At 64.3% G+C, this 15,627-nt stretch carries 12 protein-coding genes; 5 read left to right on the forward strand and 7 right to left on the reverse strand.

The annotated features are described in order from the left end of the window. Nucleotides 1–113 precede the first annotated feature (113 nt). Nucleotides 114–1,490: an MFS transporter gene (locus AC0NIH_RS05550; protein WP_287274565.1), complete on the forward strand. Its 1,377-nt coding sequence runs from the start codon at nucleotides 114–116 to the stop codon at nucleotides 1,488–1,490. A gap of 204 nt (nucleotides 1,491–1,694) precedes the next feature. Here AC0NIH_RS05550 and purH read toward each other — a convergent pair whose 3' ends face one another. Continuing rightward, complete coding sequence (gene purH / locus AC0NIH_RS05555; protein ID WP_473461007.1) at nucleotides 1,695–3,311, reverse strand: bifunctional phosphoribosylaminoimidazolecarboxamide formyltransferase/IMP cyclohydrolase; 1,617 nt, start codon at nucleotides 3,309–3,311, stop codon at nucleotides 1,695–1,697. Nucleotides 3,312–3,464: 153 nt separating this feature from the next. Next, entirely contained in the window at nucleotides 3,465–5,189 is a 1,725-nt protein-coding gene (locus tag AC0NIH_RS05560; protein WP_023777556.1) for a heparinase II/III family protein, read from the reverse strand. A 309-nt stretch (nucleotides 5,190–5,498) separates the two neighbouring features. Here AC0NIH_RS05560 and AC0NIH_RS05565 point away from each other — a divergent pair, with 309 nt between their 5' ends. Beyond that, a complete protein-coding gene (locus AC0NIH_RS05565; protein ID WP_473461010.1) occupies nucleotides 5,499–6,431 on the forward strand; it encodes a phytanoyl-CoA dioxygenase family protein in 933 nt (310 codons plus the stop codon). A 58-nt stretch (nucleotides 6,432–6,489) separates the two neighbouring features. On the opposite strand, the gene AC0NIH_RS05570 is transcribed toward AC0NIH_RS05565, so the two are convergent. Together AC0NIH_RS05570 and htpX are read right to left on the reverse strand one after the other, a co-directional pair. Then, a complete protein-coding gene (locus AC0NIH_RS05570; RefSeq protein WP_473461012.1) occupies nucleotides 6,490–7,917 on the reverse strand; it encodes an RsmB/NOP family class I SAM-dependent RNA methyltransferase in 1,428 nt (475 codons plus the stop codon). Beyond that, the gene (htpX, locus tag AC0NIH_RS05575) at nucleotides 7,875–8,894 is read right to left on the reverse strand and encodes a zinc metalloprotease HtpX (protein ID WP_473461015.1); all 1,020 of its coding nucleotides are present in this window, start codon (nucleotides 8,892–8,894) and stop codon (nucleotides 7,875–7,877) included. Before htpX ends, AC0NIH_RS05570 begins: the two co-directional genes overlap by 43 nt. Nucleotides 8,895–8,996: 102 nt before the next feature. Between htpX and AC0NIH_RS05580 the strand changes: the two genes are divergently transcribed. Further along, nucleotides 8,997–9,218 (forward strand): DUF1674 domain-containing protein, encoded by a 222-nt coding sequence (locus tag AC0NIH_RS05580; RefSeq protein WP_473461018.1) that lies wholly within the window; start codon nucleotides 8,997–8,999, stop codon nucleotides 9,216–9,218. An 82-nt stretch (nucleotides 9,219–9,300) separates the two neighbouring features. On the opposite strand, the gene AC0NIH_RS05585 is transcribed toward AC0NIH_RS05580, so the two are convergent. Next, nucleotides 9,301–9,966: an HAD-IA family hydrolase gene (locus tag AC0NIH_RS05585; RefSeq protein WP_473461021.1), complete on the reverse strand. Its 666-nt coding sequence runs from the start codon at nucleotides 9,964–9,966 to the stop codon at nucleotides 9,301–9,303. A gap of 169 nt (nucleotides 9,967–10,135) precedes the next feature. Between AC0NIH_RS05585 and AC0NIH_RS05590 the strand changes: the two genes are divergently transcribed. Further along, complete coding sequence (locus AC0NIH_RS05590; protein WP_473461024.1) at nucleotides 10,136–11,005, forward strand: transglutaminase-like domain-containing protein; 870 nt, start codon at nucleotides 10,136–10,138, stop codon at nucleotides 11,003–11,005. 490 nt (nucleotides 11,006–11,495) lie between these two features. Then, nucleotides 11,496–12,764: a class I SAM-dependent methyltransferase gene (locus AC0NIH_RS05595; RefSeq protein ID WP_473461027.1), complete on the forward strand. Its 1,269-nt coding sequence runs from the start codon at nucleotides 11,496–11,498 to the stop codon at nucleotides 12,762–12,764. On the opposite strand, the gene AC0NIH_RS05600 is transcribed toward AC0NIH_RS05595, so the two are convergent. Together AC0NIH_RS05600 and acs are read right to left on the reverse strand one after the other, a co-directional pair. After that, nucleotides 12,765–13,511, reverse strand: coding sequence for an MOSC domain-containing protein (locus tag AC0NIH_RS05600; RefSeq protein ID WP_473461029.1), 747 nt, complete (start codon nucleotides 13,509–13,511; stop codon nucleotides 12,765–12,767). It lies immediately after the preceding gene. After that, nucleotides 13,511–15,466: an acetate--CoA ligase gene (gene acs / locus AC0NIH_RS05605; RefSeq protein WP_473461032.1), complete on the reverse strand. Its 1,956-nt coding sequence runs from the start codon at nucleotides 15,464–15,466 to the stop codon at nucleotides 13,511–13,513. Before acs ends, AC0NIH_RS05600 begins: the two co-directional genes overlap by 1 nt. Nucleotides 15,467–15,627 lie beyond the last annotated feature (161 nt).

Here is a 15,627-nt window from a genome sequence, read left to right on the forward strand (position 1 = left end):
GTGGGGGTACGGAACCCAGGAGCAATGAACGGCAGCTGGACGCTTGTCATTTGCGCGGTCATGAAAAACATGCAGACATGGCGCCCGACACGGGCGCGGCCGGGGGAATCATCATGGCGGTAGAAACAGTGCAGCGTGCGTCGGGACGCGGCATCTGGGGATGGATGTTCTTCGACTGGGCGGCGCAGCCGTTCTTCACGGTCGTCACCACCTTCATCTTCGGCCCCTATTTCGTTTCGCGCATGGCTGGTGATCCCAATACCGGCCAGGCCGTCTGGGGCTACGGCATCGCCGCCGCCGGGCTGGTCATCGCGGTGCTGTCGCCGATCCTCGGCTCGATCGCCGACCAGACCGGGCCGCGCAAGCCGTGGATCGCCTTCTTCGCCGCGATCAAGATCACCAGCCTTATCCTGCTGTGGTTCGCGGCGCCCGGCTCGGACCTGTTCCTGGTCGTGGCGCTGTTCTCGCTGGCTTCCGTGGCTGCCGAGTTCTCGACCGTATTCAATGATTCCATGATGCCGCGGCTGGTGCCGAAGAGCGAGATCGGCCGCATCTCCAACATCGCCTGGGGCCTCGGCTATCTCGGCGGCATGATCGCGCTGATCTTCGTCGTCACCTGCCTGGCCGGTTCGCCGGAGACCGGCAAGACGATCATCGGCATCGACCCGCTGTTCGGGCTCGACCCGAAGCTCGGCGAAGACGCCAGGGCCACCGGGCCGCTATCGGCCGGCTGGTATTTCCTGTTCATCCTGCCGATGTTCTTCTTCACGCCGGACGCCATCAAGGGCATTCCGATCGGGCCAGCGGTGCGTGAAGGCCTGTTGGAGCTGAAATCGACCCTGGCCGAGGTGCGCAAGCGCGGCGGCATCTTCCGCTTCCTCGTCGCCCGCATGATCTACCAGGACGGCGTCAACGCCTTGCTGGCGCTCGGCGGCACGTTTGCGGCAGGCATGTTCCACTGGTCGATCACCGAGATCGGCATGTTCGGCATCATCCTCAATGTCGTCGCCATCTTCGGCTGCTGGGTCGCCGCACGGCTGGACACCGCGCTCGGCTCAAAGGCCGTGGTGATGATTGCGCTGGTCATGCTGTCGGTCGCCACCATCGGTGTCGTCTCGACCGGTCCGGGCTTCACGCTGCTCGGCCTGATCCAGCTGCCGACCACCGATTCCGGCGGGCTGTTCGGCACGGCGGCGGAGAAGGCCTACATCCTGTACGGCCTGCTCATAGGACTGGCTTTCGGTCCTGTGCAGGCGTCGTCGCGTTCCTATATGGCGCGCAGCGTCACGGCCGCCGAATCCGGCCGCTATTTCGGCATCTACGCGCTGGCCGGCCGCGCGACCAGTTTCCTGGCGCCGTTCCTGGTGGCGACGATCACCGCGGTGAGCGACTCGGCCCGGCTCGGCATGGCGGTGATCATCCTGTTCCTGGCTATAGGCATGGCGATCCTGCTCAGGACGCCGTATCCGGCGGATCGGCCGGTGGAATAGCGCCTCTTCCTTCTCCCCTTGCGGGAGAAGGTGGCCGAGCGAAGCTCGGTCGGATGAGGGGTGCGCCAGGGAACGCCAACGCCTCACTCCGCTGGAACACCCCTCAACCGTCTCGGCGCTGTCGCGCCGATCCACCGCCCTGGGGCGAGCCACGGGTCTCGCCCCGTCCTTCGGACCCCACAGGGGGAGAAGGAAAAAGGCGCCTCAGTGCCTGAAGTGCCTGACGCCAGTGAACACCATGGCGATGCCATGCTTATCCGCAGCGGCGATGACGTCGTCGTCGCGCATCGAACCGCCGGGCTGGATCACCGCCGTGGCACCGGCTTCGATGGCTGACAGCAAACCGTCGGCGAAGGGGAAGAAGGCGTCGGAGGCGACGACCGAGCCCTTGGTCAGTGGCTCCGCCATACCGGCTGCTTCGGCCGCGTCGAGCGCCTTGCGGGCGGCGATGCGTGAGGAATCGACGCGGCTCATCTGGCCGGCGCCGATGCCGACGGTGGCGCCGTCCTTGGCGTAGACGATGGCATTCGACTTGACGTGCTTGGCGACGCGGAAGGCGAATTTGAGGTCGGCCATTTCGGCCGGCGTCGGCGCGCGCTTCGTCACCACCTTCAGCTCGAGCTCGTCGACCACGGCATTGTCGCGGCCCTGGACCAGCATGCCGCCGGCGACCGACTTGACCGTCGTGCCGGGCGAGCGCGGGTCGGGCAGGCCACCGGTGACCAGCAGGCGCAGGTTCTTCTTCGCGGCGACGATCGCCGCCGCCTCGTCGGTTGCGCCGGGCGCGATGATCACCTCGGTGAAGGTTTTCACGATCTCCTCGGCCGCCTCGGCGTCGAGGGTGCGATTGAGAGCGACGATGCCGCCGAAGGCCGAGACCGGGTCGCAGGCCAGCGCCTTGGCGTAGGCGGCTTTCAGCGAGGCGCCCTCGGCGACGCCGCACGGGTTGGCATGCTTGATGATCGCCACGGCGGCGGAGCGGCCGGGATCGAATTCGCCGACCAGTTCGAAGGCGGCGTCGGTGTCGTTGATGTTGTTGTAGGACAGCTGCTTGCCCTGCAGCTGGCGCGCCGTGGCGACGCCCGGCCGCTTGTCGCCATTGACGTAGAAGCCGGCGCCCTGGTGCGGGTTTTCGCCATAGCGCATCACCTCGGTCAGCCTGCCGCCGAAGGCGCGCCAGGTCGGATGCTCGATGTCGAGTGCCTCGGCGAACCAGCCGGATGTCGCCGCGTCATAGCTGGCGGTGCGGGCAAAGGCCTTGGCGGCCAGCTTCTTGCGGAAGTCCAGCGACAGCGAGCCGATGTTCATCTCCAGCGCGTTCAGCACCGAGGCGTAGTCGCCGGGATCGGTGACGATGGCGACATAGGCGTGGTTCTTGGCCGAGGCGCGGATCATCGCCGGGCCGCCGATGTCGATGTTCTCGACGATCGCGGCATAGTCGGCGCCGGAGCGGCGCACCTCCTCGAACGGATAGAGATTGGAGACGACGAGATCGATCGGCTCGATGCCGTATTTGTGCATCGCCGCCGAATGTTCGGGGTCGTCGCGCACGCCAAGCAGCGCGCCATGCACCGATGGATGCAGCGTCTTGACGCGGCCATCCATGATCTCGGGAAAGCCGGTGAGCTCGGAAACGTCGCGCACTGTCATGCCGGCGTCGGCGATCGCCTTGGCGGTGCCGCCGGTCGAGACCAGTTCGACGCCGGCCGAAGCCAATCCCCTGGCGAAGTCGATGAGGCCGGTCTTGTCGAAAACGGAGAGCAAGGCACGGCGGACGGGAACGAGATCCGGTGCGGGAATGTTCTTGGCGGCGACGGCCATGGCTGGCGGCCTTTCACGGCTGGAGGGGCAAGCCCGCGCCCTAGCACATGATTTCAAGAAATCAAACCGGCGGTCGGGTTTTGCCGCAATTCACAAGGGAAAGCGCTGCGCGCTTTTCCCGGAAAAACCGCTTCACACTTTCCTGGAATTGCTTCAGTTGTTTTCCGGGTAGCCGGCGATGCTGGTGCGCGTCAGCTGCCAATGGACTTCGGCCACATCGGACGCCTTGAATGCAAGCACGATCTGGCGGTTGCGGCGCGGGCCGCCAAGACCGGCGAAGTAGATCGATTCCTCGACCTCCGGCACCACTTCGCTGGAGGTGAACACCCAGGTGTCGGCCTGGTCGGCGGTCAGCACCAGGCGGTCATGCTCGTCCTGCAAAAGGTTGATGTCTGGATGGATATGGAAGCGCACGGTGACGAAGTCGCGGCCGTTGTTGCGGATCTCGGCATTGCCGGGCCGCTGGAACCGGTCCCTGCCGGCGAGCACATTGCCGTTCGAGGACAGTTTCAGGTCGCGCTCATGCAGGAAGCCGAAGCGCTGGAGATAGCCGTCATGACGGGCGATGAAGCCGTGAACGCCCTTCTGGTCGGTGCGTTTGCACTGGACATGCTGCGGGCCGCCAATCAAGGGCGAACCCAGCTGGTCGTTGACCCGCAGCGAATGGGTGAACCGCGCCGAAGAGGTGTCGTTGATGGTGGCGGTCGAGTGCGCGGCGGTAGCGCGGGCCAGCGGCCGGAACTCGGCGGCGCCATAGGTATCGATGCCGGCGTTGACGATATAATGCTGGCGGCCCGACGACAGTTCGAAGGCGAGACAGCCGGCGTGGGCCGCGTTGGACACGTCGACCGGCGGCGGCAGGCCGGTATCGGCAATGACGGTGGTGCCGCCCATCGACAGCCGCTCATAGCCCGAATGCGGCGCATGCAGCAGCGGAGCTCCGGCGGTGTCGTCGTGGCGCAGGATGGTGGCGATACGGTCGTGGATCGTGGCGCCCATGCCGTTGAAGCGGGCCAGGCTGCCATCCTGGTGGCGGAAGAAGCGCAGCGCCGGCAGCATGCGGTCGATGGCGCCGATCAGCGCCTGCGGCGGCGCCTCCGCCTGGTTGGCGTAGGTCTGGCGCAGCGGCAAAAGATCGGCGAGGATTTCCAGCACCGTCATCGGATTGCGTGAGATATGGCCGCCGTCGGCGAGGATCTGGCGGTTGAGTTCCTCGGCCAGGTTGCGGGTGGCGCCGCGCAGCGCCGAAGCCGGCGCAGGCAGGGAAAGTGCCGCGAAGGCCAGCGCGATGCGAGCCCGCAGCCGGTCCTTGCCGTCAGGCATTTCGCGGGCCATCGACCTCAGGTAGCGGATCTGGACGGCCAGCGATTTCAGGAAGGCGCGATAGAAGGGAAACTCCGCGCCTTGCAGCACCACGGAAGAATGCTGCAGCCAGGCGATGATGCGCTTGGCCGTGATGCCAGGCTCCCAGGCGATGCCGGAAATATGGCTGCCATGCATGGTGATCCAGTCGGAAACCAGAGCGCGGGCATTGGCGGCGGCAAGCTCGGTGCCGGCTGCGCGCATGTGGCGAAGCCAGCGAAAGCCATGCAGCGTCTTTTGCCAGCCGTGATTTGGAACATTGATCTGGAAGGGTGACTTGCCGCCGGTCTCGACCAGATGCCCCGACAAGGGATAGCGGCCGTAATAGATCTCGAGCGCGATCTGCGGGTCGGCGAGGCGCAAGTCCGGCGGCGCGATAAGCACGCGTTCGGGCGTGCGCCCGGAATAGCGCCAGCGATAGACTGGCCCGGCGCGCAAGCGCCGGCGCGTCTTGCGCCAGAACTCCTTCGCGACAAGCGTCCAAAGACGCGTCGTGTTGCTGGCAACCAGTGCCAAAAGCCCTCCTGGACGTCCTCTACCCCGGTGCAAGTTTATATGATTCAAGAACTTATGCGAAGGCCGATTTCGCCTGATCGAGCCACTTCACGCGGCCGTGGCCGGTCGTCCCTAAAAAAGTCACGTCTTTTCCGGGTCATACACCTGGTTCATGCCGCGACTTAGGTCCTCTTGTGGCGTGGCGATCGGCACAAGGCATAGTGCCGGCTGGTCATGAGCGAAAGAGTCCCGGTCGGTTTTCCACCTATGGGAAGAGTTGAGATACCAAGCTATTGTTCTGCCAAGGTCGAAGCCATCCAGGTGATTGAAATGTCGATATCAGCCGGCGAACAGCCATTGCGGGGCGCCCCGCCGGTTGCCTTGACAGCCAACGGCAAGGTGCTGTCGACGATGCCGAACAGGCTGGGCTACCTTTCGCCGACGGACCCTTCCATTGGCGTCGAGGCCATTCGCCGCCTTTTTGGAACGCAAGGCTATGTCTGGCTGAAAGGGCTCTTGCCGCGCGGTGAGGTGATCGAGTTTCGCGGCTGGGTGCTTTCCCATCTTGCCGATAGCGGACTTTTGAAGCCGGCGACCAACCCTTCGCTCGGTATCGCTTCCGACAGTGCTATCGATCACCAGCTCGCCAATCGCGGCTTGATGTCGGTGGTCCGTTCGGCGGCCTATGAGGGCTTTTGCGCGCAGCCGCGCCTATCGCGCCTGATGGACGCTTTCACGGGCGGGTTATCCTACCTGCACAAGCGAAAGATCATGCGCTTCACCTTGCCTGGCACCGCCACCGCGACGCCCGCGCATTACGATCTCGTCTACCTGCGCGGCGGCACAAGCCGCGTGGTGACGGCCTGGATACCGATCGGCGATGCCTCGATCGACATGGGAGGTCTCATCTACCTGGAGGGATCGCATGCCATTGGCGCTACCCTGGAGGCACAATTCGCCAGGGACAATGCCGATCTCGGTCCCGAGGAACGCATCAGCGCCTACAACCGCAATATGACAGAGGGTGGCTGGGTGTCGAAGGACCTGCCTCACATGGCGGAACAGTTCGATACAAGGTGGCTGATGGCGGATTTCGAGGCGGGCGACATCGTCCTTCACTCGCCCTACATGATCCATGCCTCCACCACCAACCAGAGCAAAAACGGGCTGATCCGGCTGTCGACCGACATCCGCTACCAGAATGTCGACGACGAAATCGATGCTCGTTGGGGCAACCACTGGAGCCTGGACGACATGCTCTAACTCTTTGTTTTGACGCAATTCCGGACGGAAAACCGTTCACACTTTTCCTGGAATTGCTCTAAAGAGCTCGGCGCATGCGCGCGGCGAAGAAGCCGTCCAGACCCGAGCGCTCCGGCGCTCCGAGGTCGAGGTCAGCGGGCGTGGTGCGCAGCGTGCCTTGCGCCGTCAGGAACGAATCGATGCCGGCGATCTCGCCCTGATGCAGGGGATCGTCGGCGACCGCCGGCGTTGCCTTGAGGAACGCGCGATGGAGATCCTCGCCTTCGATCGGGTCGAGCGAACAATTGGAAAAGACGATCCGGCCGCCTGGCTTGACCAGGGTGACGGCGCGGGCCAGCAGCCTGTTCTGCAGATCGGCGAGTTTTTCGACATCGGCCGCCGTCTTGGTCCAGGGTACGTCGGGATGCCGGCGCACCGTGCCGGTCGACGAGCAGGGCGCGTCGAGAAGCACGGCGTCGAACAGTTCCGCCGGCTCGTATTTGATGAGGTCGGCCTGGACGATGTCCGCGGCAAGGCCGAGGCGGTCGAGATTCTGCGCCAGCCGGGCCAGCCGGTTCTTCGAGGTGTCGACGGCGGTAACCCTGGCTCCGGCCAGGATCAGCTGTGCGGTCTTGCCGCCGGGCGCCGCGCAGAGATCGGCGACGCGCAGCCCGCTGACATCGCCGAACAGCCGGGCGGGAAAGCTGGCCGCCGCATCCTGCACCCACCAGGCGCCCTCCGCGAAGCCGGGCAGTTCGATAACGGGGCCGGCAAGATTTTCCACTCGAACCGTCCCGGTCGGCAGCACGATGCCGCCGAGCTTTTCGGCCCAGAGTTCGGGATCGGCCTTGACCGTGAAGTCCACCGGTGCCTCGTGCCGGTGGGCGGCGAGAATTTGCTTCGTCTTGTCGGCGCCATAGGCGGCCTTCAGCCGGTCGGAGAACCATTTTGGCGCTTCGTCGGTGGCGGCAAGGGCAGCTGGCAGTTCCGTGTCCTTGGCGCGCGCCAGGGTGCGCAGCACGCCGTTGACCAGGCCTGAGAAGCGCTGCGTGCGCGGGTCGGATTTGGCGTGGGTCACCGCCAGGTCGACAGCGGCGCTGTCGGGAATATCGAGGAACAGGATCTGCGCGGCCGCCACATGCAGGATGTGGGACAAAGCGGTGGCGTTGGGCGGCAGGGACTTTTCCAGGCGCCGCGCCAGCAACCCCGTAATGGTCATGCGATAGCGCAGCGCGGTGACCAGGATGGCTCGCACCAAGCCACGGTCGCGCGGATCGAGCGCCTTGTATTGCGGATGGCCGTTCTCGTGGTCGGTCAGCCCGTCGAGCGGCGTCCTGGCATCGATGACAGCGGCAAGCAAGCGCGCCGCCGCCTTGCGGGCGGCGAGACCAGCAACGAATTCGCCGCCGTCCTTGTGTTCCTGATCGCCTGAAACCGTGCGTCGAGGTCCTCTGTCCGCCACGCTCACGACCACCGGCCCTTGGGCCCGGTCGGGTTGCGACCCCATGGATTGGAGTTCGGCCTGGCGGGTTCGGCGGACTGTTCCGGTGCGGCCGGCTTGCCCCACGGCCCGGCCGATTGCACTTCGTCGGCCCGCGGCGGCACGGGAGCCCCGCGGCCCGCCGTCCGGGGGGCACTGTCGCCCATCTGCCGCGCCATTTCCTGCAGCGCAGCGATGCGGTTCTCGGTGGCCGGGTGGGTGGAGAACAGACTGTCCATGCGCTCGCCGTGTAGGGGATTGATGATAAAGAGATGCGCCATCGCCGGATTGCGCTCGGCATCGGGGTTGGGAATGCGTTCGGCGCCACGGGCGATCTTGTCAAGCGCCGATGCCAGCCACAGCGGGTGTCCACAGATTTCGGCGCCGCGCCGGTCGGCCGCGTATTCGCGGGTGCGGCTGACCGCCATCTGCACGATCATCGCGGCGAAGGGCGCCACGATCATCGCGGCCAGCACGCCGACAAAGCCGAACGGGTTGTTGTCGCGGTTGCCGCCGAGGAAGAAGGCGAAGTTGCCGAGCATCGAGATGGCGCCGGCAAAGGTGGCGACGATGGTCATGGTCAACGTGTCGCGATGCTGGACGTGGGCGAGTTCGTGCGCCATGACGGCCGCGACTTCCTCATGGGTCAGCCGCTGCAAGAGGCCGGTGGAGGCGGCGACCGCGGCGTTCTGCGGATTGCGGCCGGTGGCGAAGGCGTTCGGCTGGGGACTGTCGATCAGATAGGTCTTGGGCATCGGCAGGCCGGCCTGCTGGGCCAGCGCCTGGACGATGGCGTAATATTCCGGCGCGTTCTTCTCGTCGACCTCGACGGCATGGTTCATCGACAGCACCATCTTGTCGGCGTTCCAGTAGCTGAACAGATTGGTGCCGGCGGCGATCACCAGCGCGATCATCATGCCGCCTGACCCGCCGATCAGGAAGCCGACGCCCATGAACAGCGCCGTCATCGCGGCAAGAAGCATGGCGGTGCGAATGGTGTTCATCGTCTGCTCCTGTCCAGATCGCGAAAGGGGGTCGATAGTCCTGGGCTCATCGCTATATGATGGGAAACGCCTGTCCCTGTTTCAATGCGCTGGAAATATCGCATGAACGACGAACCCAGTAAAACGCCGGCCGAAACCGATGACGACACGCCGTCAAAAGAACTGACGCCAGCCGCTCGCCGTGCCCTGGCGGAAGCCGAGGCACGACGGCAAGACTATCGCCGCAAGGAAGCCGCGCTGCCGCGCGAAATCGGTGGCCGTGGTGGCAAGGAACCCGGCCGCTACGGCGACTGGGAAGTCAAAGGCCTGACCAGCGATTTTTAGGGTGTGTTGAAATTCAGGTGAGACCGGCCACCATTTTCGACTCGGCCTGACCTGAATCCCGACACACCCGATAACGCCACACCTAGGCGGCGCTGCGTTGCGCCTCAAGCGCCAGCCAGCCGCGCTCGTCGACGGTGATGCCGATGGCGTCGTAGTCTGCGATGGCGGCGTGCGGCGTTTGCACCGGGTGCTGGTGCGTGGCGTTGATCACCATGACCGCGGCTTCCGCGGCCTCGGCCGCCCTGATGCCGGCGGGGGCATCCTCGAACACCAGGCAGTCGCTCGCGTCGAAGCCAAGCCGTCTTGCGCCGAGCTGGAAGCAGTCGGGCGCCGGCTTGCCTCGGGATACGTCTTCCGCCGCGACGAGAACGGCGGGAACCGGAATGCCGGCAACCTTCATGCGTGCAAGCGCCAACGAGCGTGGCGCGGAGGTCACGATCGCCCAGCTCTCGGGAGGCAGCGCCTCGAGAAACGCCACGGCGCCGGCGATCGGCATAATGCCATCGAGATCGTCGGCCTCGGCTTTCAGCAACAGGTCGGCCTCATGCGCCGGATCGATGCCTGGGAGGGCAAGGCCGGTGATGGTCTCGATCGCCCGCACACCGTGGATCGTCGGAAGGAAGGCGGCGACGTCGAGGCCGTGACGACGTGCCCAATCGCTCCACACCCGCTCTGCCGAGGCGATGGAATTGATCAGCGTGCCGTCCATATCGAAGAGGAAGGCGGCGAATTTTCTGCCTGCAAACATGATTTTCCTTGAAGTCCGGGGAGCGTGTCGAGGGAGGGCGCAACCGTAGCGTCAAGGCACCGACATGGGAAGGCACGAGGGTGTCTTTTCGGACGCTCCAGGGAACCACGGCTCCCCTCCGGCGTTTCAACGACACTGCTTTCCATGACGATTGAAGGGGGGACGTGTGATGCTGATCCGGCTCGGCTATGAAATCGCCATTGAATGCGCCGAGGCCACTCCGGTGATTTCGCTGCTCGAGATCCACAAGGACAGGCAGGCCGACATCAAACGGCAGACGCGCGTGCTGACATCGCCTTCCGTGCCGACCAGGCTCTACCACGACATGCATGGCAATGCCTGCCGCCGCTTCACCGCGCCTGCCGGAGGCTTTCGTATCCTTTACGACGCGGTGGTCGAGGACAGCGGCGAGCCGGATGAAGTCAACATGCTGGCCAGGGAGGTACCGGTGTCCGAACTGCCCGACGAGGTGCTCGGTTATCTCCTCGGCAGCCGCTACTGCGAGACCGATCATCTCAGCAATCTCGCCTGGCAGCTGTTCGGTCACCTTCCATCCGGCTGGGCGCGGGTGCAGGCGATCGTCGACTATGTCCACAACCGCCTGTCGTTCGGCTACGGCTATGCGCGTTCGACCCGCACGGCGGCGCAAGCGCATGAGGAACGGGTGGGCGTCTGCCGCGACTTCGCCCATCTGGCGATCACGCTCTGCCGCTGCATGAATATCCCGGCGCGTTATGTGAACGGCTATCTCGGCGACATCGGCGTGCCGACCGATCCGGCGCCGATGGATTTCTCGGCCTGGATGGAAGTGTTCCTGGACGGCAAATGGTACACGTTCGACCCGCGCCACAACCGGCCCAGGATCGGCCGCGTCGTCATCGCGCGCGGCCGAGACGCCACCGACGTGCCGCTGCTGCACAGCTTCGGCCCGCACCGGCTCAGCCTGTTCAAGGTTTGGACCTATGAACAGGAAGGCAGGCTGTTCAATCCGCCCTACCACGGCATCGACAAGACGGTCAGCGCACGGATGCTGGCCTAGCCTCTCACCATTTCGGTTTGCAGTTGGGGACAACTGGTCCGCTTGGGCACACAAGCGCTGTGCCGCAACAGGACGTCGCCAGACGATCGCCCGCAACATCGAAACCCTGGCGCTGACGAAGTAGGCTCGCCCCAAAAAGGAAAAGGCCGCCGCTTCTTGCGAAGCCGGCGGCCTTCCGTGTTTCCGTCCATGGCGCGGCCTGTGGCGGCGACCCGAGGGTCACCCTCCGCGCATCTCGCGCCTTAACGGGAAGACTGCTTCCCGAAAGTGCAATCCTGCGAGGCCACGTTCTGGAAAACGAAATCACTCGACATCGGATCACCTCCTTTCGATTTGTTGAACACATGGACATGATGGGGTGCGTTGCAGCAAATGACAAGATGCCATGCTGAAAAAGGCACCCTGCCGGAACTGCGGCGGGCATTTCATTGCGCTTGCGATCCGCGCGCCAAATGGACAAGATCGCGTCATCGAGCCGCAGGGAGGGAGCATGGACGCTACCGAGAAAGCCGCGCGCGTCGTTCGAACGGTGATCGAAACGCTGAAGCCCGGTTTTGCCGTCAGGCTGTGGACCGGCGAGCGGATCGGCCCCGCCGGCGGGCCGGTGCTCACCGTCAACGACCAGGACATCGTCTGGCAGGTTGTGAGGCGACCGTCTTTGTCGACGCTGATCGAGATGTGGATTTCCAAGACCATAGACATCGAAGACGGGACGCTGTTCGATTTCTATGCCCTGCCGTCGCAAGGCAAGCTGCGGACCAAGCTCAAGTCGCTGCCGAAGCTCGCGATCCTGCGCGACCTGCCTTCCGTGCTTTTGTCACGCAAGCAGATGAGCGCGCGGACCGATCTGTCCGGGCGCAATCCCTATGTCAGCGGTTCGAGCCAGGAAGCGATCCAGCATCACTACGACATTTCGAATGCCTTTTACCGGCTCTTCCTCGACGAGCGCATGGTCTACAGCTGCGGTTACTTCAAGGATTTCGCCAACGGCATCGACCAGGCGCAGGCCGACAAACTCGACCACATCTGCCGGAAACTCCGGCTGAAACCGGGCGAAAGGCTGCTCGACATCGGCTGTGGCTGGGGCGCCATGCTGATCCATGCCGCGAAGAATTACGGCGTCGTCGGCCACGGCGTCTCGCTGTCGCAGGCCCAGACCGATCTTGCCCGCGAGCGCATCCGCGCCGAGGGGCTGGAGGACAAGATCACCATCGAGATCAAATCCTATGCCGAGCTCACCGGCTCTTTCGACAAGATATCGTCGATCGGCATGTTCGAGCATCTGGGTATTGCCAACCACGCCACCTACTTTTCCACCGTCCACCGGCTGCTGAAGCCGGGCGGCATCTATCTGCATCACGCCATCACCAGGCGCAGCAAGGGCGACATGAAGAAAACCCTGCGCAAGGGACCGGAATACAAGGCATTGCTCAAATATATCTTCCCCGGCGGTGAACTCGACACGATCGGCATGACAACAGGCAATCTCGAGGCGCACGGTTTTCTCGTCTACGATGTCGAGAATTTGCGCGAGCATTATGCCCGCACCTGCAGGCTGTGGGCCGAGCGGCTGCAGGCCCGCTTCGACGAGGCAATCGCCGAGGTCGGCGAGGCCAAGGCGCGGCTGTGGCTGCTTTATCTGACCGGGTGTTCGATCACCTTCGAGCGCGCCTCGGCGCAGATCTTCCAGACCGTCGTCACCAAGCGCGCACGCGGCCCGAGCGGTCTGCCGCCGACGCGGGCGGATCTTTATCGGTGACTACACGAACCGCATCTCGTCGCCGAGCTTGATGCTGGCCGGCTTGTCGACCGTGCAATATACCCCGAGATTGTGCGCGTTGTGGCGGACCAGGTTGCGCAGGATGCCGGGATCGTTGTCGAAGCCGTCCTGGGCGATGATGGTGAAGCCGCAGCGGCGGCATGGTTCGGAAATCGTCAGCAGCAATTCGCCGACCGCGAGCTTGCGGCCGATCCATTCCGTCTCCGGAAACGAACCTTCGATCGCCGCCATGTCGACGACGATGTTGGGGCGGAAGCGGCGAGGGTCGGCGGCGCCCTCCGGATGCAATGCCTTCAGCCGCGCCAGCGAAGCCGTGGTCAGAAGATGGATCGGCGCCTTGCGGTAGCGCTCCGCCGTCAACGGGCCGGAATAGTCAGGCGCATTCTCCTGGCCGAACGGCCGGATCGAGGCTTCGAAGCCGAGATAGGCCGACACCGCGCGGTCGCTCTCGACGCCGGGAGCAGGCAGCCATTCGCCGTCGGGCACGGCGACCTCGAGCTGGCGAGCGGGGTTCAACCGGGTGCGGATCAACGGCGCCTTGTGCCACTTCTCGGCGCGGTCCGGCCGGGCGATCTCGTTGTCGGATGCATCGACCAGGCCGAACATGCGGTCGCCCTCGATGCTTTCGAGCGCAACGGAGATCGCCTCCAGGCGTTCGCCGGCGAGCGAGCTCGCCGGATAGCGCCAGAGTTCGCTGACAGTGCCGAGCAAGGCCGCGTCCCGCATCAGCCCTTCTTGTTCTGCCGGTTGGCGACCAGGTCGTCGACCACGGCTGGATCGGCCAGTGTCGAGGTGTCGCCAAGGGCGGCAAAATCGTCCTCGGCGATCTTGCGCAGGATGCGGCGCATGATCTTGCCGGAACGCGTCTTGGGCAGGCCGGGCGCGAACTGGATCTTGTCGGGCGAGGCGATGGCGCCGATCTCCTTGCGGACATGGGCGACAAGCTCCTTGCGCAGCTCTTCGGTCGGTTCGGCACCCTTCATCAAGGTGACGTAGCTGTAGATGCCCTGGCCCTTGATGTCGTGCGGGTAGCCGACGACGGCGGCCTCGGAGACCTTCTCATGGCTGACCAGCGCCGATTCGACTTCGGCCGTGCCCATGCGATGGCCGGAGACGTTGATGACATCGTCGACACGGCCGGTGATCCAGTAGTAGCCGTCAGCGTCGCGGCGGCAGCCGTCGCCGGTGAAGTACTTGCCCTTGTAGGTGGAAAAATAGGTCTGCACGAAACGGTCGTGATCGCCATAGACGGTGCGCATCTGGCCCGGCCAGGAATCGGTGATGCAGAGGTTGCCGTCGGCCGCCCCTTCCAGCACCTTGCCTTCGCCGTCGACCAATTGCGGCTTGATGCCGAAGAAAGGCCGCGTCGCCGAGCCCGCCTTGAGATCGGTGGCGCCAGGCAGCGGCGTGATCAGGATGCCACCGGTCTCGGTCTGCCACCATGTGTCGACGATCGGCACCTTGCCGTTGCCGACGACGTTGAAATACCACTCCCAGGCTTCCGGGTTGATCGGCTCGCCGACCGAGCCCAGCACGCGCAGCGACTTGCGCGAGGTCTTCTTCACAGGGTCATTGCCGGCGCCCATCAGCGCGCGCAGCGCCGTCGGCGCGGTGTAGAAGATGTTGACCTTGTGCTTGTCGATGACTTCCCAGAAGCGCGACTGCGATGGGTAATTCGGCACGCCCTCGAACATCAGCGTGGTGGCGCCGTTGGCGAGCGGGCCATAGACAATGTAGCTGTGGCCGGTCACCCAGCCGACATCGGCGGTGCACCAGTAGATGTCGCCGTCATGGTAGTCGAAGACATATTGGTGCGTCATCGAGACATAGACGAGGTAGCCGGCGGTGGTGTGCAGCACACCCTTCGGCTTGCCGGTCGAGCCCGAGGTGTAGAGGATGAACAGCGGATCCTCGGCCTTCATCTTCTCCGGCTTGCACTCGGCCTTCACCGTCGCGACCTCGTCGTGGTACCAGACGTCGCGGCCCGGAGCCCAGCCGGTCTTGCCGCCGGTGCGGCGCACGACGACCACGTTCTTGACCATCACATGCTGTCTGGCGGCGATGTCGATCGCTTTGTCGGTGTTGTCCTTCAGCGGGATCGGCTTGCCGCCGCGCAGGCCCTCATCTGCGGTGATGACGAAGGTCGATTCGCAATCGACGATGCGGCCGGCCAGCGCATCCGGCGAAAAGCCGCCGAAGACGATCGAATGGATGGCGCCGATACGGGTGCAGGCCAGCATCGCATAGGCGGCCTCCGGGATCATCGGCATGTAGATGGTGACGCGGTCGCCCTTCTTGACGCCGTGCTTCTTCATCACATTGGCGAGCCGGCAGACATGCTCGTAAAGCTCGTTGTAGGTGATCTTCTTATCGTCGTAGGGATTGTCGCCTTCCCAGATGATGGCGGTCTGGTTGCCGCGCTTCTTGAGGTGGCGGTCGATGCAATTGTAGGAAACGTTGGTCAGCCCGTCCTCGAACCACTTGATCGAGACCTTGCCGTCGAAGGAGGTGTTCTTGACCCTGCTGTAGGGCTTGAACCAGTCGATGCGCTTGCCGTGCTTACCCCAGAATTTGTCCGGGTTCTTGATGCTGTCGGCATACCATTTCAGGTAGGTATCGTTGTCGATCAGCGCATTCTTCTTCCACGCCGGCTGGACGCGATGGACATGAACCTCGGACATTCCTGACTTTCCTCCCGAACCAATCCGCCGGCTTGAAATGCCGGCGGGATCGCGGTGACACGACCGCGAATTCGGCGGCATTATTACCAGTTCCGCCGTTACGGCAATATTAGACGTTGGATTCGCGCGGCGGGATGCCGCAGGTGGGCTTTGGAAGGTTG

Source organism: Mesorhizobium sp. WSM1386 (assembly GCF_055901595.1).